Genomic DNA, 24,046 nt, shown 5'->3' on the forward strand with positions numbered 1-24,046 from the left:
CGACCCATCCCTGTTCACTCAATCTCAATTGCCCCAGCCCGACAGGCTGCTAGCGCCGAGGAGACTTGCGGAATGTCGACAGCGAATGTTGTGACATGAAGTGTGCATTCAAGCGACGCCGCGAAGGCGGCGGCCGCCCGGATCGCCTCGTCTGTGATCGCTTCGGGATAGGTGGCCAGCGGCATATAGGCGACGCGGGTGTGGCGCATCACGGCTTCTCCGTTCGACTGTGGCTTACGGGGAACGAAGGAAAAGACGGACCCCGAAACTCATCGCATTATCGCAAATACCTGTCGGACCAAGCTTGACCTAGATCAACCAGGCGCAATCAAACCGGAGTATACTGAACTAAACGTGACGATGAGGAACGGAACAGCGTGCCACACGACCGGTATCAGACCGTGCAGGAACTCGCCGAGCGGCTCGAAGTGGCCGAGGCGACCGTGCGACAGTGGATCAGGAGCGGAGAGCTCCGCGCCATCGACATCGGCAAGGGCTGGAGAATCGCCGATACCGATCTGGAACGCTTCCTGAAAATTCACGAGACGGCGCCGCGCAAGCAGGATGATACGATACCCAATGACGCGGGGCCGAGATCGTGATCGTCGGCGGGTCCACTGCTTCGCCGCTTACAGATCCCCACGCCCGTTCCGGCGATGCCTGCCTCTTGGCGCTGGGTGCCGGGCCAGGGGGACTGACCAGGGTCGAGGCGGCGCGGCGGCTGGCCGAGCACGGGCCAAACCGCTTGCCCGAGGTGCGAGGGCGCGGACCTCTCTTGCGGTTCCTCATGCAATTCCACAACGTGCTGATCTATGTGCTCTTGGGAGCGACAGTGGTAACAGCGACCCTACAGCACTGGGTCGATACCGGAGTGATCCTGACCGTCGTTTTGGCCAACGCGGTTATCGGCTTCATCCAGGAGGGCAAGGCCGAGGCAGCGATGGCGGCGATCCGCCAGATACTGGCATCGCGCGCCGCAGTTCTGCGCGACGGGCAGCGGCTGACGGTGGACGGGGCAGAGATCGTGCCGGGCGACATCGTGCTGGTCGAGGCGGGTGACAAGGTGCCTGCCGACCTTCGCGTGATCGAGGCGCGGGGGCTTGCCGCGCAGGAGGCGATCCTCACGGGTGAGTCTGTGCCCGTGGAGAAGGACGTGGATCCCGTCACCGCCGGCGCGGCCCTTGGCGACCGGCGCTCGATGCTCTGGTCGGGCACGCTGGTCACGCAAGGCACCGCACGCGGGCTGGTGGTGGCGACAGGCGCCGCCACCGAAATCGGCCGCATCGGCGGGCTTCTGGCCGAGGTGGAGCAGTTGACCACGCCGCTTGTCGCGCAGATGGACCATTTCGCGCGCTGGCTTTCGTTTTTGATCCTGCTCGCTGCCGCTCTTCTGCTCGTCTACGGCTATTTCGTCGGGCATCACGAGTTTTCCGAGATGTTCATGGCCGTGGTGGGCATCGCCGTCGCGGCGATTCCCGAGGGGCTGCCGGCGGTGTTGACAATTACGCTGGCCATCGGCGTGCAAGCCATGGCCAAACGCCATGCTATTGTCCGTCGTCTACCGGCGATTGAGGCGATCGGCTCTGTTTCGGTCATCTGCACCGACAAGACCGGGACGCTGACGCGCAATGAGATGGTGGTCGTAGCAGCTGAGACGCCCGAGGGCAGCTTCACGGTGACGGGCGAGGGCTACGCACCCTTGGGGAAGATCACGCCTGCGGGGGAATTGTCGCGCCTCGCGCGGGCGGCCGCGCTGTGCAATGATGCGGCGCTGCATGACCGAGCCGGGCAATGGACGGTTGAAGGTGATCCGATGGAAGGAGCGCTCCTGGCGTTTGCGGGCAAGGTTGGGGGCGACCAGACGGCGCGGCGGCTGGATGCTATTCCCTTCGACAGTCGCCACCGCTTCATGGCAGTGCTTACAGACGGCGTTTGGGGCCGCGCGAGTTATGTTAAGGGCGCGCCGGAACGGGTGCTGCGTATGTGCGGCGGGGTGGATTACGCGCATTGGCACGACCGGGCCGACACGCTGGCACGGCGGGGCCTGCGGGTGCTGGCGCTGGCCGAACGGGACGATACGGGTGAGCGGCTCGACGCCGCCGCGCTTGAGAACGGGCTGACCTTTCTGGGCCTCGTTGGCCTGATCGATCCGCCGCGCCCCGAAGCATTGCCGCTGTCGCCGAATGCCGCGGCGCCGGAATCCGGGTGAAGATGATCACCGGCGACCATGCTGGCACCGCAGCCGCGATCGCCGCGCAGATCGGGCTGGAAACCCCAACCCGCGTGTTGACGGGCCGCGATCTCGACAAGCTGGACGATGCGCAACTGGCGCTGGAGGCTGCCTCGGTCGATGTCTTTGCCCGCACCAGCCCGGAACACAAATTGCGCCTCGTGACCGCGCTGCAGGCGAACGGCCTGTCGGTCGCCATGACCGGCGACGGGATTAACGACGCGCCCGCGCTGAAGCGGGCCGATGCGGGCATTGCCATGGGGCTCAAGGGCTCGGAAGCCGCCAAGGAAGCCTCCGATCTGGTGCTGGCCGACGACAACTTCGCCACAATCGCTGCGGCCGTGCGCGAGGGGCGCACGGTCTACGACAATTTGAAGAAGGTCATCAGTTGGACACTGCCCACCAATGCCGGCGAGTCGATAGTGGTGGTTCTGGCCTTGCTGGCGGGCCTCGCGCTACCGGTGACGGCAGTGCAAATCCTCTGGGTCAACCTGATTACCGGCATCACGTTGGGCATCGCGCTGGCCTTCGAGCCGACCGAGGTTGGCACCATGGGGCGCCCGCCGCTGCCCCGGCACACGCCGATCCTGTCGGGGGAACTCGTCTGGCACATGCTACTTGTCGCGCTGCTGTTCTTCACGGCGGTATTTGGGGTCTTCACCTACGCGGTCGACAGGGGATACCCGCTCGAACTCGCGCAGACCATGGCGTTGAACATGCTGGTGGTGCTGGAAATCTTTGACCTCTTCTTCATCCGCAACATACACGGCACATCGCTGACCTGGGACGCGGTGAAAGGTACGCGCGTGGTCTGGACCGTGGTCATCGTCATCACAGCTGCGCAGTTCGCGGTCACCTATCTGCCATCCCTGCAGGCGATCCTCGGCACTAAACCCGTGCCTCTGGCAGACGGTCTCCTGATTGTCGGCGTAGGTGCTGCCTTCTTCGCGATCATCGAGATCGAAAAGCAGATCAGGCTGGGGTTGAAGGGATGACAAGTCGCTTCCATTGATAGAGATCAAAGCGAAAGTTGCGGGAATGCTCATCCTTCTGCGAACACGCGATCTCTTTCTAGAGCGCGGAATTCCCGGTCCTTTAGCCACGCCAATCAATCTGGCCGAAAGTGCAGGGACGATTGTAGGAGGTCCAGAAAATGCTGCGAAGCATCCTCATTGCGCTCGACGGTTCCGAATCGAGCGCCAGGGCATCGGAAGTGGCCCTTCAACTCGCCAGTCAGCATGGCGCCCACGTTCAGGGGCTTGGGATCGTCAATTCGGGGTGGATTCAGCGCCCGGAGCCCGTCCCGATCGGCGGGATTGCAATCAAGGCTGCTCTTGATTTGTCACGGCTCGGAACCGCGCGCGAGCGGGTGGATAGGGTCCTTCAGGAGTTCACGGCGCAAGTCGCCGAGGCGGGTATCTCCTCGCACCACATCCGAGCGGCTGAAGGCGATCCTCTACAACTCGTAGCTCGAGAGGCGACGGTGCACGACCTCATAGCTATCGGTCGAAAGAGTATCTTCGATGTGGAGGGAGAACTTTACGATCTTCCAGTGTGCGTTGAGAGGATAGTTCGCGAGGAGCCCCGTCCGATCCTGCTGGTCCCCTCCGAGCCTAGCGAACGTGGGGTGGCGGGCAGCCAACGATCAATTCTGGTCGCATTCGACGGTAGTCCTGCAGCCTCTCGGGCCTTGCACATGTTCGCGCTGCTCGGGCTTGCCCAAGATCGAGCTGTGCACGTTGTGACAGTCGCGGATGAGGCGGCTGCCGCTACGGAAACCGCCGGACGTGCATGCGAGCTCCTTGCCCGACATGGGGGCTCGCAGACGCGCGCGATCGGCCTAGGGGACCGGGAAGCAGGGAGGCCCTCGGAGACAATCCTGGGCCTTACCAAAAGCATCGGCGCGGAAATGATCGTGATGGGCGCCTACGGACGTCGCGGGATTCGAGAAATTCTTGGATCAACAACGCGTGATGTGCTGAACGCCTGTCCGACGGTTCTTTTTCTCCACCACTGAGGGCGTACCTCGATCGACACGGAACGAGACTATGATCGCAAAGATGAAAGCCACCGTGCTCGTCGAGCCGGGTCGGATTGTGCTCGATGAGAACCGATCCCCGGTGTTGGCCCGCTTGATGCGCTCGTGCGCATCACAACAATCACGATCTGCCGCACCGACGTCCATAGAATCCGTTTTCACGCGACGCGCTGTAGCTAGGATTCCGGAAAAGTGTCCCACGGTTCTCTGACAAGAATCTGCGACAAGACAAAGGCCTAAGCAGACCATTCGTATGGACGTAAACGGATTCACGCAACACGCTTTAGGTCTTTGATTTGACGCATGTCTTTATCCCGAAACCGGTACCCCCTTTCGGGAGACACGGTTCAGGCGGGGCAAGCCTCAACGCTGCATGCGGAGGCCGACGAAGACGCTGTTGACCTGGTAGTCGCGGTCCGGAAGGCTGCTAGTCTGCTGCTCGTGCCGAAGCCGGCCGGTCAGGCCGGCATAGCGGTTGAACCAGTAGGTGAGGCCTGTTTCAGCGCTGAATATCACGTCGTCCCCGTCGATCCCTGTGTAGTCGCGATAGCCGAGGCCGAACGCCAGGTTGCCGGTGAGGTTGGAGCGCATCTGGCGCTCGAGGTTCAGCCGGCCGGCATAAAGCACCGAGCCGCTCTCGCCTGGTGTCGTGGCACCTTCGACCGTGGTTTCGGCGATCAGCCCCACCGTAGTGCCGCGAAGAGGCGACCAGGCGAATTCGGCCGAGACGCTCGGCGCCGAAATCGGCGCCAGCCGCGGGTCGTCGAATGTCTCCTCGATCCAGCCGGCGGAGACCTCGCCCGAGAGTTTCTCGCCGAGGTCGATCTCGACGCCGGCACGCAAGCCCAAGAGGTTGCCCGAACGTTCGTAGCCGGCGTCATCTATCCGTTGCTCGTAGATGCGCCGCCCGACCTGGGCCTCGACGAAGGGCGTGGCGGCGGGCGAGATCTCGTAGCCGCCGCGCAGCGCCAGCGTGCCGAGGGTCGAGTTGCGATCCTGCTGGGAAAGCACCTCGCCGGTCGATAGCTGGGCGTCGCCATACCAGTCGCGTTCGGCGGCGCCGGTGAGGCCGAAACGGAACTTGCCGATGTCCTTCTCCACGCCGAGGCTGCCCGCAAGCGTCTGGCGGATCGGGCGTTCCGCGGTGCCTTCGATGGTGACCGGAGAGGATGCCGATTCAGGTGCGATCACGTAGCCGAGGGTAGCGAGCGCCTGGTATTCGTTGCCGAGATCGAGCTGCAGCGTGCCGTCGATGCCGGCCGGCTTCTCGTCGAGTTCGGCGCCGGAGATCGATTTGCGGAAGGTGCCGAAGGCATTGAACGTCGCTAGGTTGCTCGACCAGTCCGAAACCGCGTTGAGACGAAGTGTCGTCTCCGACAGAACGGCCGACTGTGGCTGCGGCTCGTAATTGGCGTTGGAGGTCCAGGTGATGCCGCTTTCGACGGTCGGGGTGACGATGAAGGAGCCGAGCCGCAGGCCGAGCGGCGCATAGGGATCGTCGTCGGCCTGCTGTGCGAGCGTCTCGATCGCCGCGGCGCGTTCTGCCCTGGGATCGACGCGCAGATCGAGATCGTCGTCGATACGGCCGGTGCGGACGGTGCCGGTCGGCGTCTCGTCGACCGGTTCGGCGCGTTCCGTCGGCTGCCTGGCTTCTGCCGGCTCCTCCGCAGTGGCCGCCACGTTGCGGGCGGGTGCGGCGCGCTGGCGGGCTGCTTCGGCTCGTTGCCGTGCCGTCGTGGGCGGCCTTGCCTGTTCCTGCGTCGCATCCTCGTCGAAAGTGTCGTCCGGGTTCTCCTCCCGGAACAAGGAACGCTGCGCCCGTGCCGGTTGCCGCTGTTGCTCGTCAGGAACGGCACCGGGGCTGACCGGCTGATATCGTGGCGTCGGAATGCCCGCTTCGGCTGGCTGCGGATCAAGCGGCGAAGGCCGTTGCGCCAACTGCTGCCGGCCGAGCAACTCGTTGTTGATATTGTCTTCAGTGACTGCGCCGCGCAGGGGCGAGGTCTCCTGTGCCCAGGCAGCACCGATCGACGCCGCGGTTCCCGCGGCCAGGAACAGGGCGTGGAGCAGTACGCGGTTTGCTGCGGGCCGTACCCCTGACATTTTCACCTTGGCTGCCTGAACGGGCGCAGAAGCGCCATGCTTACTGAACCGTAAATTGCGATGGTTAACGGAGGGTTGAGGAACGCCCCCGCCAGAGGCTGGACGTGCAACCCGCCCTGGCCGCGGGCAATGATCAATGGACAGCTTCGACCGAACGCGCTAAGCGCTTCAGCCATGCACACAGGCAGCTTGAAGAAGGCGGCAGACCGGGAGGCCGGTGGCTTGAGGAAGACGGCGAACAGGGAAGCGGCGATCGCTTCCGCGCTGAGGACCGTGACGGTCGAGCAGGCAGGCCTCTCCGCCCTGGCCGCGGCGCTGGATAACGGGCTCGCCGAGCCTTTCGGCCAGGCGGTCGAACTCCTGTCCGCCATCCCGGGGCGCGTGATCGTCACCGGCGTCGGCAAGAGCGGGCATATCGGGGCGAAGATCGCTGCCACGCTCGCCTCCACAGGCACGCCGGCCTTCTTCGTGCACTCGGCCGAGGCGAACCACGGCGATCTCGGCATGATCTCGCGCGGCGACGTCGTCCTTGCCCTGTCCTGGTCGGGCGAGACCACCGAGCTCAAGAGCATCGTGGCCTATGCGCGCCGCTTCTCCATACCGCTGATCGCCGTGACAGCCGGAGAGACGTCGACGCTGGCGCGCGAGGCGAGCGTTGCGATATGCCTGCCACGAGCCGCCGAAGCCTGCCCGCACGGCCTGGCGCCGACCACCTCGGCACTGATGCAACTGGTCGTCGGCGACGCGCTCGCGATCTCGCTGCTGGAAGCACGCGGCTTCACGCCGGAGCATTTCCGTACTTTCCATCCGGGCGGTCAGCTCGGCGCCAACCTCACCCAGATCCGCGACGTCATGCATATCGGCGAGAAGCTGCCGCTGGTGACCTCCGGCTCGGACATGAGGGATGCGATCGTCGAGATTTCAAGCAAGGGCTTCGGATGCGTGGCGATCATCGCGGCTGACGGACGCCTTTCGGGGATCATCACCGACGGCGACCTGCGCCGCAGCATCGGCAAGGATCTGCTGGCGATGACGGTGGATGAGGTGATGACGCGAGCGCCCAAGACGGTCAACCCGGACACGCTCGCAGCCACCGCGCTGCAGATCATCAACTCCTCCGCCATCACGACCTTGATGGTGGTCGAGAAGGACAAGCCGGTCGGCATCGTGCACCTGCACGACCTCTTGCGGATCGGGGTCGCCTGAGAGGGGCCGCTGGGCGCCGTCGCGCCACGCATCGGAGATGGATGCCTAATCCGCTGGCCGATGCTGATGCCGCTATTCCAATGGAACTGTTGTTGCTGCCTCTCATCCGGCTGCTGTCCAGCGGATGAGAGGCAGCACGACCGACAAAGTTCATGAAGGACGGTGCTACCTGGTCGTGGCCTTGAACTTGCCCATGAGATAGGGCCCTGACCGGACCGGCTCGTATCTGGGTGTCTCGCCGGCGCCCAGGCAGGCATCCAGCACGACGATCTCGGCATCCCAGTTGGGCTGGTGGAAGAAGGCCATGGACTGGCGACGATCCATGCCGCCTTCATCCGCCGGAGGATTTACCACGCGGTGCACGGTGGAGACCCATCTGTCGTTGGTCCAGCGCGCCATCAGATCGCCGATGTTGATGACGAAGGCGCCCGGGATCGGCGGCACCGGCGTCCACTCTCCGTCCGGCGTGATGATCTCCAGTCCGCGCGAGCCAGCCTGCGGCAACAGGATGGTAAGGCTGCCATAGTCGGTATGGGCGCCGGCACGGATCTGGCCGGGTTTCGGCGGCACGTGCTGTTCCGGATAGTTGAGGGCGCGCAGTGCGCTGATCGGCGCGTCGATGAAGCGGTCGAAATAGGTCTCCGGAAGCTCGAGCGCGGTCGCGAACAGCCGCATGACGCGCATGGCGAGATCCTCGAGCGCGGCGTAGTAGTCCCTCCAGGCCGCGACGAAGCCGTCCGGCGCCTCCGGCCAGATGGTCTCGGCATAGCAGAAGGCGAGCGCCTCGGGATCGTTCATGCCCTCGGGCACCCTGAGCGGGCCGCCGTTGAAGCTCTCCTTGAGGTCCGGCGGGGAATCGATATTGCGGGACCTTGCGAGGGCTTCCAGCTCCGGCCCGAGATAGCCGTAGGGATAACCCTTGTACGGGGCCTTGGCGCGTTCCTTTTCTTCCGCCGGAAGATCGAAGAAGGCGCGCGCCTTCGACCATGCGGCATCGATCACGGGCTGCGGAACGCCGTGATTGGTGATGGCCAGGAAGCCGGTCGTGCGACAGATCCTGTCTACTTCGGCCCCGAGCGCCTTTTTCTCCCCGGGACCGGCCTTTTCGAACCGCCCGAGATCGAACACGGGGAATGTCGAAGCCTGCATCTTGATCCTCCAGTCGTGCCTGCAGTCGGTTTACCGCGAACCGTCGCCCGCGGCCGCGATGCGCGCGGCGAGCGCCGCATTGTTGAGCACCAGCGCGATGTTGGCCTCGAGGCTCTTGCCCGAAGTCAGCTCGTTGAGCCGTGCAAGCAGGAAGGGCGTCACCTCCTTGCCCGATATGCCGCGCTGCCGCGCCTCCTCGACCGCCGCCGCGATGGTGGCATCGATCCCGGAATGATCGAGTGCGGCAGCTTCAGGAATAGGATTGGCAATGAGCAGGCCGGTTCCAGATCCCAGACGATGATGGAGCGCGATCGTCCGGGCGATCGCCTCCGGCGTGTCGAGCCGCTGGTCGACATGGACGCCGCTGTGCCGCGTATAGAAGGCCGGGAACTCGGTCGAGCCGAAGACGATCACAGGCACGCGCTGCGTTTCCAGATATTCGAGCGTCTTGGGGATATCCAGGATCGACTTCACGCCCGCGCAGACCACCGTCGTCGGCGTATGGCCGAGTTCGGTCAGGTCGGCCGAGATGTCGAAGGTCGCTTCCGCCTCGCGGTGGACGCCGCCTATGCCGCCGGTGGCGAAGATGCCGATGCCGGCGAGCTCGGCGATGCGCATCGTTGCCGAGACCGTGGTGCCGGCCGAACCTCCGGCCGCGAGCACGCAGGCGAGGTCGCGGGACGAGGCCTTCACCACGCTTTTGTCATCGCCGAAACGCTCGAGCATCTCGGCGTCCAGTCCGGCACGCAGCACGCCATCGAGCACGGCGATGGTGGCCGGCACGGCGCCGTTCGCGCGAACGGTCGCCTCGACGGCGCGCGCGGTCTCGACGTTTTGCGGAAATGGCATGCCGTGGGAGATGATCGTGGATTCCAGCGCGACGACTGGCTTGCCTTCCGCCAGGGCGTCGGCGACTTCCTCGCTCAGCGTCGGGCGTAGTGGTTCATGGCGCATGGTCGGCTCCGCTAGCAAGCCGGCTCCTGGACCTTTCCAGGAAGTCCGGCGACAGTTCGTGATGGACGGATAAATGGCTCTCGGTCGTCCTGGCCGCCAGGAGACATCCCGTGCGGACAGCCTCGAAAAGGTCCTCGCCGGAAAGCAGGCTGTACAGGGTACCTGCGATCAACGCGTCGCCTGCGCCGGTCACGTCGACCGGATGGGTTTCGATCGACGGACAATGTCTCACACCATCGGCGGTGGCGATAAGCGCCCCCTTGCTTCCCCGCGTGATGACGACGCTTTCCGGTCCTCGGGCCCGCAACGCGACCGCCGCAGCCTCGGGTGCAAGAGACGTGTCCGCGAGATACTCGGCCGCTTCGTCCATGTTGAGGAACAAAAGGTCGAGGCCGCTGAGATCGGCCGGCAGGCGGTGCACCTTCGGCGCCGACACGGCATCGATGGCCAGCCTGAAACGGGCCGAACGCTTGCGTGTGACAAGCTGCTCCAGGAGCTCTGCCGTCGCGTTGCAATCGGCGAAGACCCAGGAAGAGGAGGCGAGGCTCGACCAGACGCCGTCGAGGAATGCGCCGGTGAGGTTGTCGAAGATGCCCATGTCGGCGAGGCCGACGACGAGGCTGCTGTCCGGAGCCACGACGGCAACATATTCCGCGGTCGAGCCGTCCTGTTGCGCCACCACGGCGGTCGTGTCGCAGCCGAGATTGCGCATATGGCTCACCAGGGCTCGTCCGGCATCGTCGTCGCCGACGATCGAGGCGAGGCCGGTGCTGACGCCGAGGCGGGTCAGGTTCTCGCAGACGTTGCGCGCCACGCCGCCGAAACTGCGCTGGCTGGAGACAGGGTTCGAGGTTTCCAGCATCACCGCCCTCGCGGCGTGATACTTGCGGTCGACGACCGCGCCGCCGAGACACAGGATGCGCTTCGCGTCGGGAAGGACGTAGCCCCGCCCGAGGATATAGCCCTTGTTGCCGAGCGAGACGATATGGGCCGCCACGGTCGAGCGGGCGAGGCCGAGCGCGGCGGCGATCTCCGACTGGCTGATGAACGGGTTCGCGGCGATCGCCGCCAGAACAGCGCGCTCCTGCTGGCCGAGTTGGTGATTGTTCATGCGAACTCCCGACGAGGTCGCATCATTATAAACTGATGTTTATTGTGTCAACTATTGTTTGAGGCGGCTTCGCCCGACGTCTCGACAGCCTCGACCACCAGTTCCAGGTCGAGATCGGTCGCCGCCGTCACCTTCACCTTGACGCCGGCGGGAAGGTCGGGCCCGGAGACCCGCCAGATCGTGTCGCCGATCCTGACGCGGCCGCGCCCGTCGACGATCGGTTCCGTCAAGGTCGCGATGCGACCGACCAACTGGTCGCCGCGACGATTGAGCAGCGGCTGGTCGGTATGATCGCCTTTGCCCGCCATGATCTTCTTGCCGGCATAGGCGGCGACCAGCGACAGCAAGAGAAACACCAGCACCTGAACCTGCCAGGTCCAGAAGCCGGCGTGCCACAGGAAGAGCGACATTGCGCCGGTCGCAAGCGCGGCGAGCCCGATCCACAACAGGAACACGCCCGGAACGAGGATCTCCAGGGCAAGCAGCACGAAGCCGAGAACCATCCAGTTCCAGGGGCCCAGCTCGGAAAGAAGGCTCTCGATCATGACGGCCTGTCCTCAGCCTTGTTCGGGAAAGCGCGGCGGACGGCTGGCGGGTCGCGGCGCGCCTCCCGGCGTTTCGCCGAAGACCTCCTTGGCGATGGCGCCGATGCCGCCCAGCGAGCCGATCAGCGACGACGCCTCGAGCGGCATGAGGATGACCTTGTTGTTGCTCGACGAGCCGATCTTGGCCAGCGCTTCGGTGTATTTCTGCGCCACGAAATAGTTGATGGCCTGCATGTCGCCGCGCGAGATGGCTTCGGACACCACCTGCGTGGCACGCGCCTCGGCCTCGGCTGCTCTCTCTCGCGCTTCGGCGTCGCGGAAGGCGGCTTCCTTGCGGCCCTCTGCCTCCAGAACCTGCGCCTGCTTCTTGCCCTCCGCCTCGAGGATCTGGGCGCGTTTCTCGCGCTCGGCCATCATCTGGCGTGCCATGGATTCGACAAGGTTGGCGGGCGGGTTGATGTCCTTGATCTCCACGCGGGTGATCTTGATCCCCCATGGGTGAGCCGCCTCGTCGACAACGCGCAGCAGGCGCTCGTTGATCGCATCGCGGTTCGACAGCAGTTCGTCGAGATCCATCGAGCCCATGACGGTGCGGATGTTGGTCATGGTGAGGTTCAGGATGGCATTCTGCAGGCCCGAGACCTGATACGCCGCCTGCGGGGCGTTCAGCACCTGGAAGAAGGCGACGCCGTCGACGGCCACGATGGCGTTGTCGCGGGTGATGACCTCCTGGGTAGGCACGTCGAGGACCTGCTCCATCATGTTCATCCTGGCCCCGATACGATCGATGAATGGCACGATGAGGTTGAGGCCCGGCGTCAGCGACCTTGTGTAGCGGCCGAAACGCTCGACGGTGTAGTTGTAACCCTGCGGCACGGTCTTGATGCCGGTGAACAGCACCAGCAGCACGAGAATGACAAGTACCGGAATGATGACGTCCAGGCCCGTGAAAGGCATGCCGTTCTCCCCTCGCTCTGGCTTGTTGCCCGATCGCCCGGTCGCCAACTCCGGACAGGAGCAGAATTAAGGACGAATTGCGGCGGACACAATCGCTCGGATTGCATTTCGTTCCGCCCGGAAGGGCAGGGCGGGACGATGCAGGGTCAGACCCAGCCCAACAGTTCGCGTCGCACCATCGCCTCGATGACGGCCATGCCCTCGTCGCTGTCGTTGAGGCAGGGTATATGGGTGAAATTCCCGCCGCCGGCATGGAGGAATATCTCGCGCGCCTCGACGGCGATCTCCTCGAGCGTCTCGATACAATCGGCCGAGAAGCCCGGGTTGACGACGGCGATCGACTTGACGCCTTCCTTGCCCAGGCGCTCGACGGTCTTGTCGGTATAGGGCTGAAGCCATTCCTGGGCGCCGAAACGCGACTGGAAGCACGTGATCAGCTTGTCCTCGCTCCAGCCGAGGCGCTCACGCAGCAGCTTTGTGGTCTCCATGCAGTGCTGCCGGTAGGGATCGCCCTTGTCGGAATAGGGCTTGGGAATGCCGTGGTAGGATGCGATCACGACCTCGGGCTCGAAACCGATGCCGGCCAGATGTCCCTCGACCGAGCGGGCGAGCGCGTCGATATAGACGGGCTCGTTGTAGTAGGGGGGCACGCTGCGCACGGCCGGCGCGTCGCGCATCGTCATCAGGGCGCGGAACAGCTTGTCGTTGGCCGTCGCGGTCGTGGTGGCGGAGTATTGCGGATAGAGCGGAAAGGTGAGGATCCTGTCGCAGCCCGCCGCTTTCATCCTGGTGACGGCGCTGGCGATCGACGGGTTGCCGTAGCGCATGCCATAGTCGACGACGATGTCGGGTCGGGCGGCGAAGGTGGCCGCGAGCTTTTCGCTCTGGGCGCGCGTATAGGTGCGCAGCGGCGACTCGTCGCGTTCGCGGTTCCATATCTTGGCGTAGTTCGCACCCGACCTGGCCGGCCGCGTCGTCAGCACCAGGCCGTAGAGGATCGGATACCAGACCAGCTTGTTCAACTCGATGACACGCGGATCCGACAGGAACTCGCGCAAATAGCGCCACATCGATCCGAAATCGGTGCCGTCGGGCGTGCCGAGATTGACCAGGAGGATGCCGACCTTGCCGTTGCGGGAAGGAGCGGGGATGTCGGTCGTGGCTTTGCTGCTCGTCAGGTTCATCTTCGCCTCGTTGATGGGCGGAACCTAGCGATGCCGGGCGCGAATTCAATGCAGCGTCTGGCCGCAGCCTGCCAGGGGCAGATCGGCGGGCCCCGGTTGCCCGCCGCGTTTCGTGCCAAAGTGCGAAATCGTCGGCCGTTGGGTATCAGTTGGCGGCCGGAATCCTGAGCGTGGCGCCCACGGGAAGACGGCGCGGCCTGTATTCGGGGTTGGCGGCAGAGATTGCCTTCCATTTCGCCCCGTCGCCGTAGCTCTTCTCGGCCAGGTCCCAATAGGTGTCGCCGGTCTCGATCACATGACTCGATTCGCCCGCCATGGACTGGGCCGGAGTTGTCTGGGCCGGTGCGGCTTCCATCGGGGCTGCGGGGGCAGGCTGCGCAGGCGCCGCATCGCTGGACACGGTCGGCGGCGTGTTGGCGATGTCGCCCGAAGCGGTCGGCAGTTCCGGCACGGCGGGCGCCGCTTGCGCGGTTTCCGCCGGCTTTTCCGGTTCGCCGGCCGCGACCTGCGTGGCGCCGACTTCGCTGATGCGGCCTTCGAGCTTCGGCGTGTAGGGCTGGTTGGCCGCGAGATAGTCGGCGACCACCTGCTCCAGGCTGGGGCCGAAATCATAGGCGTTCCGGGCGTTGGATGCGAACAGCTTGTAGCCGTCGCCGCCGCCTCGGACGAAGTTGTTGGTGGCGGCCAGGTACAGCTTCTCCGGCTCGATCGGCTTCCAGGCACCGTCTTCCATCACCTCGACCGACTTGATGCGCCCTTCGTTCGGCTTGGCCGACTTGTCGAAGGAGTATCTCAGGCCGCCGACCTGTGGGAACTTGCCCTTGCCTTCCTCGATCTCGCTGACCCCGCTCTCGAGCGAAGCCACCAGGTCCTTGCCGGAGATCTCGAACGTCGCCAGCGTATTCTGGAACGGCAGCACGGTCAGCACTTCGCCCATGGTCACCGGACCCTGGTCGATCGATGCGCGGATGCCGCCGCCGTTCTGGACGGCGATGGTGACGCCCTGGCCCTTCAAGCGGTCGAGCATGGCGTCGGTGATGAGGTTGCCCATCTCGCATTCGCGTGCCCGGCATGTCTCGCGGCTGCCATCGATCGGCGCGGCTGTTTCGGCGACCACCTTGGACTTCATCTCCTCGATCGGGGCGCCGAGCGCCTTGATGCGCTCAAGCACCCCTGCGTCGGGCATGATCGACTTGTCGAGCAGGATCGGATCGCCCTTGGCCTCCTTGACCACGCCGTTGTCGTCGAAGGTGACGGCGAACTCTCCCAGATATTTGGAATAGGAGGCAGCCTGCGTGACCGGAACCTCGTAGCCCTCCGGATTGTCGATCATCGTCGGGTAGGGGCCTTCGGCCTTCGGATCGGTGTTCGAGAGCAGCGAATGTGAATGGCCGCCCACGACCACGTCTACGCCGGGAATCTTCGCGATGGCCTCCTTGTCGCGCGGATAGCCGACATGGGTGAGCGCGATGATCTTGTTCACGCCCTCGGCCTTCAGCTTTTCGACCTCGGCCGCGATCGCCTTCATGTCCTCCTCGAAGGTGATGTTGGGGCCGGGCGAGGCGATCTCGGGCGTGTCGTTGGTGACCGCGCCGATGATGCCGATCTTCTGGCCGCCGACCTCGACCACGATCGACGGCTTGATCTTGTCGCCGACCTTCGACTTGGCGTCGGGATGGACATTGGCGCTGAGCACCGGGAAGTTGACCTCCTCCAGGAAGGGCACCAGCACCTCTTCGCCGTCGTCGAACTCGTGATTGCCGACGGTCATGGCGTCGAACTTCATCATATTCAGGAACTCGGCCTCGGCCGTGCCCTTGTAGGTCGTGTAGAAGAGCGAGCCCTGGAAATTGTCGCCGCCGTTGAGGAGCAGCATGTTCTGGCCGTCGAGCACCTTGCGGCGGTCGGCGATCGCTGTCACCAGGCGAGCGGCGCCGCCGAAGCATTCGCCCTTGCCTTCTTCCTCGGCAGAACAGGTCGATTCGTATTTGTTGTTGGATTCGATACGGCTGTGCCAATCGTTGATATGCAGGATGGTCAAAGTATAGTCGGCAAAGGAAGCGCCGGCCGACAGGGCCAGCATCGAGGCTGCGCCCGCGGCGATCGCAGACATCTTTCTCATCGTTCGAACTCCCAGTTGAACCAGCGGTGACTTAGCGCCACTCGTTGAAGCCTGTGCTACGGAGAGCCTCGTATCGCAGGCTTGCCCCCGGCGCGCCTATCCCTCCGGATGCGTCTCCTTCATATGTTCACATTGCGATTGGGAGGATGCAAGCGGAAACGGCAGCCGGCCGGCTGCCGTTTCGGGAGGCGGTCAGCGGGAATAGTCGCGCTCGTCGGCGATGACCTTGCCGTCGTTAGGCAGCGAGCCGGCGGCAGCAAGCACGACGCTTCCCCCGAGCTTGGTGACCTCACGCAAGGTCGTCTCGATCCCGCCGGCATCGGCATGCCCCTCCACTTCGACATGGAGCGCCATGACGTCGCGGTCTTCGGCGCGGCCGACGACCAGGCGCGCGCGCCTGATCTCCGGGTGGCGGGCGACGATCTCCGCTACCTGCCGCGGGTCGACGAACATGCCCTTCACCTTGGTTCGCTGGTCTGCCCGGCCCATCCAGCCCTTGATGCGCGTATTGGTGCGGCCGCATGGCGACCGACCGGGCAGCACCGCCGAAAGGTCTCCGGTGCCCAGCCTGATCATCGGATAGGACGGGTTGAAGCCGGTGACGACGACTTCGCCCACCTCGCCCTCCGGAACGGGGTCGCCGGTACCCGGCCGCACGATCTCCACGATCAGCTCCTCGTTTACGATCATGCCTGGATAGGGGGTGCCGTCCGGTCCGGCGCTCTCATAGGCGATGACGCCCATTTCGGCGGTGGCGTAGCATTGCAGCACGTCGACGCCGCGCATCCGGTATTCCGCCCGCATCGAGGGAAACAGCGCCCCGGCCGAGACCAGACCCGCGCGGAAGCCGGACAGGTCCTTGCCCATTTCCCCGGCCTTGTCGAGCAAGACCTTGAGGAAGTCGGGCGTGCCGCAATAGACGCGGGGCCTCAGTGTCGCCGCCGCCTCGACCTGCATCTCGGTATTGCCGGTGCCGGCGGGGAAGACGGCGCAGCCCAGCGCCCGCGCGCCGGCATCGAGAAGGAAGCTGCCAGGCGTCATATGATAGGAGAAGGTGTTGTGGACGATGTCGCCGGACCGCACGCCGGCCGCATGGAATGCGCGGGCCGCGCCGCCCGGATCCGAGCCGGCACCTTCGGGCTCCCACAACGGGCCGGGAGACATGAAGACGTGCTTTCCGGCGAGCGCCGCGGAGGCGGCAAAGCCGCCGAAGGGCGGGTTCGCCTGCTGAAGCTCCATAAGTTCGGACTTGCGCAGCACCGGCAGCGCCGCAAGCGCGGCGCGATCACGGATCGCCACGGGGTCGGTTCCCTCCAGCCGGGCGGCAAGCGCGGGAGCGCCTGACATCGCCTCGGCGAGAAAGCCCGGAAGCCTGGCGAACAGGTCACGCTCGCGCTGCTCGGGATCGCGGGTTTCCAGGCTGTCGAAAAACATGGTTCCTCCCGATCGTTTCAGGAGGTTATCGCAATCCGGCGCGCACGGCGCAAGCAGGCGCCGCGAAGCACGCTACGGCGTGTGGCGTGAAGCGTTCAGGCAACACGCAGCTTTGGCCCATGTCTTATTCCCGAAACCGCTGCACGCTTTCGGGAGACATGCCTTGATGTCATGCGCGAGCGCGCCGCGTCAGGACGAATTGCTGGCCGGTCGAGCTGGTGCAGTTGAGCTGCGTGGGCGCGACCAGCGCGCAGTTCACGCTCGACGTGGTCTGGCGGATCAGCGAGCGTACGGTGATCGAGGCCGTCCTGGCGTCTACAAGGTGATAGTTGCCGTCGGCGAGCTTGTTGCCGGTATCGGTTGCGATCGTCTCGAAGACGCCACCGGAGAAGCGCGAGATGGCGACGCCGTCCGTGCTCATCCATTCGCCGTCGAAGGGGCTGGAAGCGTTGGCCACAGGCCCGCCGCCGGGGCCGGCTGCGACGCACCCGGCGACCATCGCGGCCGACGCGGCCATTGCCAACACGTTGCGCATGATCGTCATATCGGCGAATCCTCTCCTCGGCCCGCACCCCGGCGGATCAATCGCCCGATTTCCCGGCGAATGCAAGGCGTGAAAGAGCGCCGCACGCCCATCCCGGGCGCGCAAGGGGCGCTGCGAAATTGAAGCTGCGGCGGCCCTGGCCGACTGCTGGACGCAGGCGCGATCAGCGCACCAGAACGTTGCGGAACTGCCAGGGGTCCTCTTCGTCGATATCCTCTTCGAACAGGCCCGGCCGGCCCTCCAGCGGCGTCCAGTCGGTGTAATAACCTTTCACCGGCCCGAGATATGGCGTCTGCACTTCGAGACAGCGCCGATAGTCCATCTCATCGGTCTCGACGATGCCCGCCTCGGGATGCTCCAGCGCCCAGACCATGCCGGCGAGCACGGCCGAGGTGACCTGCAGACCGGTGGCGTTCTGGTAGGGCGCCAGCTTGCGGGCCTGCTCCAGCGTGAGCTGCGAACCGTACCAGTAGGCGTTCCTGGCGTGGCCGTAGAGCAGCACGCCCAACTCGTCCGAGCCGTCCACCAGCTCGTTCTCGTCGAGCACATGGTGCACGGGCTGGGCCTTGCCGGCCGCCCCGAACATCTCGTGAAGCGACAGCACGGCCTCGTTGCAGGGATGATAGGCGTAGTGGCACGTCGGCCGATATTGAACCTTGCCCTTCTTCGAGCGCACGGTGAAGAAGTCGGCGATCGAAATCGCCTCGTTGTGGGTGACGAGGAAGCCGTATTGCGGCCCGGGCGTCGGGCACCAGGTGCGCACGCGGGTGTTGGCGCCGGGCTGCTCCAGGAAGATCGCCGCCTTGGACCCGTATTTCTGTTTCCTGGCGTTCTTCGGCATCCAGTTCTCATGAGTGCCCCAGCCGAGCTCGGCCGGCTGCAGGCCCTCGGAGATGAAGCCCTCCACCGACCAGGTGTTCCAGAACACGTTCATCTGCTTGGGCTTCTTGGTGCGCTGCGTGTCCCGTTCGGCGATGTGGATGCCCTTGACGCCGGCCTTCTGCATCAGCTTGGCCCAGCCCTGGCGGTCGTGCTGTGCCGGTTCCTCGAAGTCTAATCCGAGCTCCTTCGCGAGATCGACCAGCGCCTGCTTGACGAACCAGGAAACCATGCCCGGATTGGCGCCGCTGCAGGAGATGGCCGTCGTGCCGCCGGGATTCTTCTCCCTCTCCTCGATGACAGTCTGGCGCAGCGCATAGTTGGTGCGGGCCGCATTGTCGGCCTTGGCATCGAAATAGAAGCCCAGCCAGGGCTCGACGACCGTGTCGATGTAAAGCACGCCGAGCTTGCGGCAGAGCTTCATCAGGTCCAGCGACGAGGTGTCGACCGACAGGTTGACGCAGAAACCCTGGCCGCCGCCATTGGTCAGCAGCGGCTTCAGCAGTTTCTTGTAGTTCTCCTTCGTCACGGCCTCCTTGAGGAAGGTAATGCCGCGATCGTCGAGCAGCTTCCTGTCGGCGTCCTGCGGGTCGATGACGACCATGCGCGACTTGTCGAATTTGAAATGGCGCTCGATGAGGGGCAGTGTGCCGCGGCCGATCGAGCCGAAGCCGATCATGACGATCGGGCCGGTGATTTCGCCGTGGACCGGCCACTCCGTTTTTGCCATTTCAAGAACTCCTTGGATGGGGGGATGTCGCCGACTCGATGCCGGGCGCAAGGCGCGTGAATTGCACGAAATGCGGGCTAACCACAGATTGCCGTCACAATAAAGAAGATTTCGCGGTCAGGGTTTACGCCGGCCGGTCAGGTTGCGTCCGCGGCAATCGTCCGCAGCGCCGAAACCAGGCGGTCACGGTCGGCCGTGAGACCCTTGTAATCGAGCTGCGACCCTTCCAGCGCGGCAAGCTGATCGGCGAAGGAGGCCGCGATGCGGGCGCGGTCGGGATGGCGTGCGAGCCTCTCGATCGGGTCGAGATAGGTGCGGATGGTGAACAGGATATCGCCGCTTTCCGGCAGCTTGCGCAGCGTCTGGCGCTCGACCCGCATGAAGGCGTGCGCGGCGATGTCGGCCTCTGGAAATCGCGACGGGCGGACAACCGCGCGCTCCGTGCGCTCGGCGCCGGAAAGCGGCTTGTACAAATCCCCGCCGGCCTGCAGCGACCAGTTCCGGCGTTCGACCGGTCGGGCCGCGGCGAGATTGTCGAAGATGCGGCCGATGATGTCGGCGGTGCGGGTGCCGCGGCCGAAGCCCGGAACCGGCGCATGAATGTCCTGCAGCGGCCTGCCGATTTTTTCCTGGAGCGACCAGGAGGCAGGGAAGCAGAGCGTGGCGGCGGCAAGCCGCCAGCCGTCCTCACCCTTTCGCATCAGGACCAGGTCTTCCTGAACCAGTCGGGCGGCGATGAGCAGCGGCGGAGAACCGTCGTCCAGAATCTGGCGGCGAGTCCGGCCGACCAGCAGCGCGTCGCCGTCGCGCCGGTAGGTCTCCGGGAAGCGGCTGGGCAGATAGCTGGCCAGAAGGTCGAGCACCTCCTGCTGGGCCTGGCGCGTGTCTCTCTCCTCGACAAAGACCTTGTCGGGGATTTGGGCGTGGAGCCGGTCCTTCTCGGCGAGATAGGCGTCGATATCGTCGTCGACCTCGATCCATTCGTCGAGGTCGAGGGGCTTGAGGCCGATAGTGAACGGCTTCGTCGAGCCATCATAGGGAGTATGGGTGGGCGTCACGCTGATCCGGACTGGATTGGTCTTTGCCGGCAAGATAGCCGAAGCGACTGCTAGCGCAAGGCGGCCCGGATCAGGCCGCGCAGGGAGTTGCCGACATATATGACGCTGGCGTTTGCGAGGTCGCCCGGCGTCAGTTCCCTTTCCACTGCGTGTCCGGTGTCGATCAGTTCCGCCCGCAGCACGCCGGGCAGCAGACCGCAATCGAGCGACGGCGTGAGCAACGGACCGCCATCGCCCATATCGAGGAATATGTTGGTGATGGTTCCCTCGCAGAGCTGACCCTCGCGGTTGGTGAGGATTACCTCGTCTACGGCCTCCGGCGGGAACTCCTCGCGAGCCGCCTGGTAGACCTCCCGCCGTGTCGTCTTGTGGCGGACCAGCGGGTCGTCGCGGTCGAGGCACGTGGCGGCGATCGCGAGTTTCCAGACTGTGGACGGCGCGATCGGGGCGAAGGGATGGACGGTGCAACTGACACCGCCGCTCCATGCCAGGGCGAGACGCACCCGCAGGACCTGCGTCGGGTCGACAGCGCGCGCGATTGCGTCATGGACCGCAGTCGGATCGCAGGGGAAGCCGAGCTCGCGCGCCGAGGCAGCCAGCCGGGCCAGGTGCCGCTCCGATCGCACCAGGCCAAGGCCGGGCTCGTGACGGAGCGTCTCGATCAGTTCGAAGCCGTGGCGAAGCGTGCTTTCAGGAGACATTCCTCATACTCCGCTTCCGCTGAAGAATCGAAAACCACGCCGCCGCCGACATTGAACACCGCGTCGCCGCCGGCATGGAGCGAAATCGTTCGGATGGCGACGTTGAAGCGCATGCGCCCGCCGGGCTCGATCCAGCCGATCGAGCCGCAATAGGCGTCACGCGGGCGCCCTTCCAGCGCATTGAGGATCTCCATCGCCCGGATCTTCGGCGCACCGGTGATCGACCCGCATGGGAACAGCGCGGCGAACAGCCGGCGGATGGTGAGGTCGGGCAGCAGCCTGGCGCGCACGCGGCTCACCATCTGATGCACCGTCGCATAGCTCTCGATGCGGAAGAGTTCCGGTACATCGAGCGTGCCGACCTCGCTCACCAGCGAGATGTCGTTACGCAGGAGGTCGACGATCATCCGGTTCTCGGCCTGGTTCTTTGGGTCGTTGCGCAGGAAGCGCTTGAGCCTGGCGTCCTCGGCCCTGGTCCTGCCACGCGGCGCGGTGCCTTTCATCGGATGGGTCTCGATCCAGCGGTCGGCATCGACCTTGAAGAACAATTCAGGGGAACGCGACAGCACCACGGGATCGCCGAGCGAGACCAGGGCGCCGTATCTGACGGGCTGGCGCGCCGCGAGCGTGCGGAAGGCGGCCAGCGGATCGCCGCTCCACTGCGCATCGATCGGGAAGGTCAGGTTGGCCTGATAGCAATCGCCTTCGCGCAAATGCCGATGAAGGCGCGCGAAGCGCTTCTCGTAGTCTTCGAAGGACCAGGACGGCCTGGCATCGAAGATCGGTCCGTTGCCCAGCGGCTCGGGTGCAGACGACAGCCTCCGCGCGGATGGCCCGTCGAAGATGCCGAGGCTCAGAAGCGGCGCGCGGCGGCCCCCCGGCAGGAGCGGCCGCAGCTTCGGCTCGAGCAGATAGCCGGCTTCATAAGAGAGGTAGCCGGCGAGCCAGCGGCCGGAGCGATGGGCATCTTCCGCCGCCTCCAGGGCGGCGTCGAACTCATCGGGCGTTTGAGCCGTCAAGACCCGAATAGGCTCGTCGAACAGCAGCTCGCTGCCGGAGAAGTCATCCCGGAACAGGACGAAGGGCGAGGGCGGCATGGGTGTCGTCACGATGTCCGAGAATGCCGGCAGAGCGCCGGCACGCTTGTTTTCCGCCTCAGTCCAGGGCTTCGAGTTCGTCGATCAGCCCGCCGATCACCGAAAGACCGATCTGCCAGAATCCGGGATCGGAAGCATCGAGGCCGAACGGGGCGAGAAGCTCGGAATGATGCTTGGTGCCGCCGGCCTTCAGCATCTCGAAATACTTCTCCTGGAAGCCGCGCTCGGCATTCTGGTAGACCGCATAGAGCGAGTTCACCAGGCAGTCGCCGAAGGCATAGGCATAGACGTAGAAGGGCGAGTGGATGAAATGGGGGATATAGGCCCAGAAGGTCTCGTAGCCCTCGCGAAGCCTGATCGCCGGGCCGAGGCTCTCGGCCTGCACCTCCAGCCAGAACTCGCCGATCCTGTCGGAGGTCAGCTCGCCGTTGCGCCGCTCCGTATGGATCTTCCGCTCGAACTGATAGAAGGCGATCTGGCGCACGACGGTGTTGATCATGTCCTCGACCTTCTGGGCGAGCATCGCCTTGCGCTCACGCGGGTCGGTGGTCCTGTCGAGCAGAGAGCGGAAGGTCAGCATCTCGCCGAACACCGAGGCCGTCTCGGCGAGCGTCAGAGGCGTCGAGGCCATGAGCGCGCCCTGTCCGCCGGCCAGGACCTGGTGGACGCCGTGGCCGAGCTCATGGGCAAGCGTCATCACGTCGCGCGGCTTGCCCATGTAGTTGAGCAGCACGTAGGGATGCACGGAGGGCACCGTCGGATGAGCGAAGGCGCCCGGCGCCTTGCCGGGCCTCACCGGGGCGTCGATCCACTTGCGGTCGAAGAAGGAACGCGCGATCTCGGCCATTTCGGGCGAGAAGCGATGATAGGCCGAGAGCACGGTTTCCCTGGCCTCGTCCCAGGCGATCGTCGCCTGCGGGGTCTCCGGCAGCGGCGCGTTGCGGTCCCAGTGATTCATCGCGTCCATGCCGAGCCATTTCGCCTTCAGCGCATAGTAGCGATGGGAAAGCCGGGGATAGGCGTCGCGCACCGCGGCAGCCAGCGCGTCCACCACGTCGCGCTCGACGCGGTTCGCCAGATGGCGGGAATCGGCTATGTCCTGGAAGCCCCGCCAGCGGTCGGAGATCTCCTTGTCCTTGGCGAGCGTGTTGGTGATCAGCGTGAAGGTCCGCAGGTTCTGCTTGAAGGTGTCGGCCAGCGCTCCGGCCGCCTTACGGCGGATCTCGCCGTCAGGATCCTGCAGCTTGTTGAGCACCGGCTCCAGAGCGAGCTCCTCGCCGTCGACGTCGAAGCGCAGGTCGGTCATTGTTTCGTCGAAGAGCCGGTTCCAGGCGCCGCGGCCGGTGACAGATTTCTCGTGGAAGAGCTGTTCGACCCGGTCTTCCAACTGGTAGGGCTTGTCCTTCCTGAGATCGAGCACCCAGGGGCGGTAGTGGCCGAACGCCGGATCGGCATCGAGTGCGGCCTCGATGAGGGCGTCGTCGACGAGGTTCAGCTCGAGCGGGAAGAACAGGAGATGCGAGCCGGAGTCGGTCATCTTCTCCTGCACGTCGCCATAGAGCTTGGCGCGCTTCGGATCGGACGTGTTGCCGGCATAGATCAGCCCGGCATAGGAGGCGATGCGGCCGATCAGTTCCTCCAGCGCCTCATATTCGCGCAGTGCCGCGCCGAGCCCGCCGGCGGCGCCTTTGCCGGCCTCCGCGGCCAGCCTGCCCTTCCAGCGGCTCTCGAAATCGATCGCCTGCTTGCCGGCTTCGTCGATGTCGCGGCGGAGCTCCGGGGCTTCCATGCCGGAATAAAGATCGCCCAGATTCCATTCCGGCAGGTCACCGAGCGCCGGGCCGGATGCGCCGGCGGAGGCGGGTTTCGACATGGTCGTGCGGGATGCGAACGCCGACAGCTTCGAGCGAATGGGCATTTCAGGGCCTTCCGGTTACCGGGGTAAGCCGCTCTCCTAGCGCATCGGCCGGAAAATCGGAACGGTTTTCGGAAAGCACGATGCGC

Annotated in this window: 21 protein-coding genes and 2 pseudogenes; 7 read left to right on the plus strand and 16 right to left on the minus strand. The window is 65.0% G+C overall.

The window, feature by feature from the left end; all coding sequences use genetic code 11:
- Positions 1-14 precede the first annotated feature (14 nt).
- Entirely contained in the window at positions 15-209 is a 195-nt protein-coding gene (locus JN280_RS13965; protein WP_202312943.1) for a hypothetical protein, read from the minus strand.
- A gap of 168 nt (positions 210-377) precedes the next feature.
- On the opposite strand from JN280_RS13965, the gene JN280_RS13970 reads away from it, so the two are divergent.
- The 6 genes and pseudogenes from JN280_RS13970 to JN280_RS39430 form a co-directional block, all read left to right on the plus strand.
- Positions 378-602, plus strand: coding sequence for a helix-turn-helix domain-containing protein (locus JN280_RS13970; protein ID WP_202312944.1), 225 nt, complete (start codon positions 378-380; stop codon positions 600-602).
- Positions 599-778: pseudogene (locus JN280_RS39415) on the plus strand (cation-transporting P-type ATPase); the annotation flags it as partial. The gene JN280_RS13970 and the pseudogene JN280_RS39415, both read left to right, overlap by 4 nt.
- A gap of 9 nt (positions 779-787) precedes the next feature.
- The gene (locus tag JN280_RS39420; protein WP_244743527.1) at positions 788-2,209 is read left to right on the plus strand and encodes an HAD-IC family P-type ATPase; all 1,422 of its coding nucleotides are present in this window, start codon (positions 788-790) and stop codon (positions 2,207-2,209) included.
- 2 nt (positions 2,210-2,211) lie between these two features.
- Positions 2,212-3,225: an HAD-IC family P-type ATPase gene (locus JN280_RS39425; protein ID WP_244743529.1), complete on the plus strand. Its 1,014-nt coding sequence runs from the start codon at positions 2,212-2,214 to the stop codon at positions 3,223-3,225.
- A 158-nt stretch (positions 3,226-3,383) separates the two neighbouring features.
- On the plus strand, positions 3,384-4,247 hold the full coding sequence (locus tag JN280_RS13980; protein ID WP_202312945.1) for a universal stress protein: 864 nt from the start codon (positions 3,384-3,386) through the stop codon (positions 4,245-4,247).
- A 31-nt stretch (positions 4,248-4,278) separates the two neighbouring features.
- Positions 4,279-4,424 (plus strand): annotated as a pseudogene (locus JN280_RS39430) (NAD(P)-dependent alcohol dehydrogenase); the annotation flags it as partial.
- A 207-nt stretch (positions 4,425-4,631) separates the two neighbouring features.
- Here JN280_RS39430 and JN280_RS13985 read toward each other — a convergent pair.
- Positions 4,632-6,371, minus strand: a complete 1,740-nt coding sequence (locus tag JN280_RS13985; RefSeq protein ID WP_202312946.1) for an outer membrane beta-barrel protein — start codon at positions 6,369-6,371, stop codon at positions 4,632-4,634.
- A 174-nt stretch (positions 6,372-6,545) separates the two neighbouring features.
- Between JN280_RS13985 and JN280_RS13990 the strand changes: the two genes are divergently transcribed.
- Positions 6,546-7,577, plus strand: a complete 1,032-nt coding sequence (locus JN280_RS13990; protein WP_202312947.1) for a KpsF/GutQ family sugar-phosphate isomerase — start codon at positions 6,546-6,548, stop codon at positions 7,575-7,577.
- A 165-nt stretch (positions 7,578-7,742) separates the two neighbouring features.
- Here JN280_RS13990 and JN280_RS13995 read toward each other — a convergent pair whose 3' ends face one another.
- From JN280_RS13995 to JN280_RS14060, 14 genes are all read right to left on the minus strand, one after another.
- Positions 7,743-8,726, minus strand: a complete 984-nt coding sequence (locus JN280_RS13995; RefSeq protein WP_202312949.1) for an isopenicillin N synthase family dioxygenase — start codon at positions 8,724-8,726, stop codon at positions 7,743-7,745.
- A gap of 30 nt (positions 8,727-8,756) precedes the next feature.
- Positions 8,757-9,680 (minus strand): pseudouridine-5'-phosphate glycosidase, encoded by a 924-nt coding sequence (locus JN280_RS14000; RefSeq protein WP_202312951.1) that lies wholly within the window; start codon positions 9,678-9,680, stop codon positions 8,757-8,759.
- On the minus strand, positions 9,670-10,791 hold the full coding sequence (locus JN280_RS14005; RefSeq protein ID WP_202312953.1) for a carbohydrate kinase: 1,122 nt from the start codon (positions 10,789-10,791) through the stop codon (positions 9,670-9,672). Before JN280_RS14005 ends, JN280_RS14000 begins: the two co-directional genes overlap by 11 nt.
- 47 nt (positions 10,792-10,838) lie before the next feature.
- Positions 10,839-11,336: an NfeD family protein gene (locus JN280_RS14010; protein WP_202312955.1), complete on the minus strand. Its 498-nt coding sequence runs from the start codon at positions 11,334-11,336 to the stop codon at positions 10,839-10,841.
- Between the two features lie 12 nt (positions 11,337-11,348).
- Positions 11,349-12,293 (minus strand): SPFH domain-containing protein, encoded by a 945-nt coding sequence (locus JN280_RS14015; RefSeq protein ID WP_202312957.1) that lies wholly within the window; start codon positions 12,291-12,293, stop codon positions 11,349-11,351.
- A 146-nt stretch (positions 12,294-12,439) separates the two neighbouring features.
- Positions 12,440-13,477: a ferrochelatase gene (gene hemH, locus JN280_RS14020; protein ID WP_202312959.1), complete on the minus strand. Its 1,038-nt coding sequence runs from the start codon at positions 13,475-13,477 to the stop codon at positions 12,440-12,442.
- Between the two features lie 145 nt (positions 13,478-13,622).
- The gene (locus JN280_RS14025) at positions 13,623-15,599 is read right to left on the minus strand and encodes a 5'-nucleotidase C-terminal domain-containing protein (protein ID WP_202312961.1); all 1,977 of its coding nucleotides are present in this window, start codon (positions 15,597-15,599) and stop codon (positions 13,623-13,625) included.
- A gap of 192 nt (positions 15,600-15,791) precedes the next feature.
- On the minus strand, positions 15,792-17,033 hold the full coding sequence (locus JN280_RS14030; RefSeq protein ID WP_202312963.1) for a phenylacetate--CoA ligase family protein: 1,242 nt from the start codon (positions 17,031-17,033) through the stop codon (positions 15,792-15,794).
- Positions 17,034-17,202: 169 nt separating this feature from the next.
- Positions 17,203-17,577: a hypothetical protein gene (locus JN280_RS14035; RefSeq protein ID WP_202312964.1), complete on the minus strand. Its 375-nt coding sequence runs from the start codon at positions 17,575-17,577 to the stop codon at positions 17,203-17,205.
- Positions 17,578-17,740: 163 nt separating this feature from the next.
- Positions 17,741-19,186 carry a homospermidine synthase gene (locus tag JN280_RS14040; RefSeq protein WP_202312965.1) on the minus strand — a complete coding sequence of 482 codons (1,446 nt, stop codon included), beginning with the start codon at positions 19,184-19,186 and terminating at the stop codon, positions 17,741-17,743.
- A gap of 137 nt (positions 19,187-19,323) precedes the next feature.
- Positions 19,324-20,250, minus strand: coding sequence for a heme-dependent oxidative N-demethylase family protein (locus tag JN280_RS14045; RefSeq protein ID WP_202314756.1), 927 nt, complete (start codon positions 20,248-20,250; stop codon positions 19,324-19,326).
- A 44-nt stretch (positions 20,251-20,294) separates the two neighbouring features.
- On the minus strand, positions 20,295-20,945 hold the full coding sequence (locus JN280_RS14050) for an aminotransferase class IV family protein (RefSeq protein ID WP_202312966.1): 651 nt from the start codon (positions 20,943-20,945) through the stop codon (positions 20,295-20,297).
- Positions 20,906-22,042 carry an aminodeoxychorismate synthase component I gene (locus JN280_RS14055; protein WP_202314758.1) on the minus strand — a complete coding sequence of 379 codons (1,137 nt, stop codon included), beginning with the start codon at positions 22,040-22,042 and terminating at the stop codon, positions 20,906-20,908. Before JN280_RS14055 ends, JN280_RS14050 begins: the two co-directional genes overlap by 40 nt.
- A gap of 58 nt (positions 22,043-22,100) precedes the next feature.
- Positions 22,101-23,915 (minus strand): M3 family oligoendopeptidase, encoded by a 1,815-nt coding sequence (locus JN280_RS14060; RefSeq protein ID WP_202314759.1) that lies wholly within the window; start codon positions 23,913-23,915, stop codon positions 22,101-22,103.
- Between the last annotated feature and the right edge of the window lie 131 nt (positions 23,916-24,046).

It is taken from the genome of Mesorhizobium sp. L-8-10, from assembly GCF_016756635.1.
In the GTDB taxonomy this organism is placed as follows: Bacteria; Pseudomonadota; Alphaproteobacteria; order Rhizobiales; family Rhizobiaceae.

Excerpts from the sequence above, each read along its gene's own strand:
- JN280_RS13965 (WP_202312943.1), bottom strand. The coding sequence starts at position 209 with ATGCGCCACACCCGCGTCGCCTATATGCCGCTGGCCACCTATCCCGAA.
- JN280_RS39420 (WP_244743527.1), top strand. The coding sequence starts at position 788 with ATGCAATTCCACAACGTGCTGATCTATGTGCTCTTGGGAGCGACAGTG.
- JN280_RS39425 (WP_244743529.1), top strand. The coding sequence starts at position 2,212 with ATGATCACCGGCGACCATGCTGGCACCGCAGCCGCGATCGCCGCGCAG.
- JN280_RS13980 (WP_202312945.1), top strand. The coding sequence starts at position 3,384 with ATGCTGCGAAGCATCCTCATTGCGCTCGACGGTTCCGAATCGAGCGCC.
- JN280_RS13985 (WP_202312946.1), bottom strand. The coding sequence starts at position 6,371 with ATGTCAGGGGTACGGCCCGCAGCAAACCGCGTACTGCTCCACGCCCTG.
- JN280_RS13990 (WP_202312947.1), top strand. The coding sequence starts at position 6,546 with ATGCACACAGGCAGCTTGAAGAAGGCGGCAGACCGGGAGGCCGGTGGC.
- JN280_RS13995 (WP_202312949.1), bottom strand. The coding sequence starts at position 8,726 with ATGCAGGCTTCGACATTCCCCGTGTTCGATCTCGGGCGGTTCGAAAAG.
- JN280_RS14000 (WP_202312951.1), bottom strand. The coding sequence starts at position 9,680 with ATGCGCCATGAACCACTACGCCCGACGCTGAGCGAGGAAGTCGCCGAC.
- JN280_RS14005 (WP_202312953.1), bottom strand. The coding sequence starts at position 10,791 with ATGAACAATCACCAACTCGGCCAGCAGGAGCGCGCTGTTCTGGCGGCG.
- JN280_RS14010 (WP_202312955.1), bottom strand. The coding sequence starts at position 11,336 with ATGATCGAGAGCCTTCTTTCCGAGCTGGGCCCCTGGAACTGGATGGTT.
- JN280_RS14015 (WP_202312957.1), bottom strand. The coding sequence starts at position 12,293 with ATGCCTTTCACGGGCCTGGACGTCATCATTCCGGTACTTGTCATTCTC.
- hemH (WP_202312959.1), bottom strand. The coding sequence starts at position 13,477 with ATGAACCTGACGAGCAGCAAAGCCACGACCGACATCCCCGCTCCTTCC.
- JN280_RS14025 (WP_202312961.1), bottom strand. The coding sequence starts at position 15,599 with ATGAGAAAGATGTCTGCGATCGCCGCGGGCGCAGCCTCGATGCTGGCC.
- JN280_RS14030 (WP_202312963.1), bottom strand. The coding sequence starts at position 17,033 with ATGTTTTTCGACAGCCTGGAAACCCGCGATCCCGAGCAGCGCGAGCGT.
- JN280_RS14035 (WP_202312964.1), bottom strand. The coding sequence starts at position 17,577 with ATGACGATCATGCGCAACGTGTTGGCAATGGCCGCGTCGGCCGCGATG.
- JN280_RS14040 (WP_202312965.1), bottom strand. The coding sequence starts at position 19,186 with ATGGCAAAAACGGAGTGGCCGGTCCACGGCGAAATCACCGGCCCGATC.
- JN280_RS14050 (WP_202312966.1), bottom strand. The coding sequence starts at position 20,945 with ATGTCTCCTGAAAGCACGCTTCGCCACGGCTTCGAACTGATCGAGACG.
- JN280_RS14055 (WP_202314758.1), bottom strand. The coding sequence starts at position 22,042 with ATGCCGCCCTCGCCCTTCGTCCTGTTCCGGGATGACTTCTCCGGCAGC.
- JN280_RS14060 (WP_202314759.1), bottom strand. The coding sequence starts at position 23,915 with ATGTCGAAACCCGCCTCCGCCGGCGCATCCGGCCCGGCGCTCGGTGAC.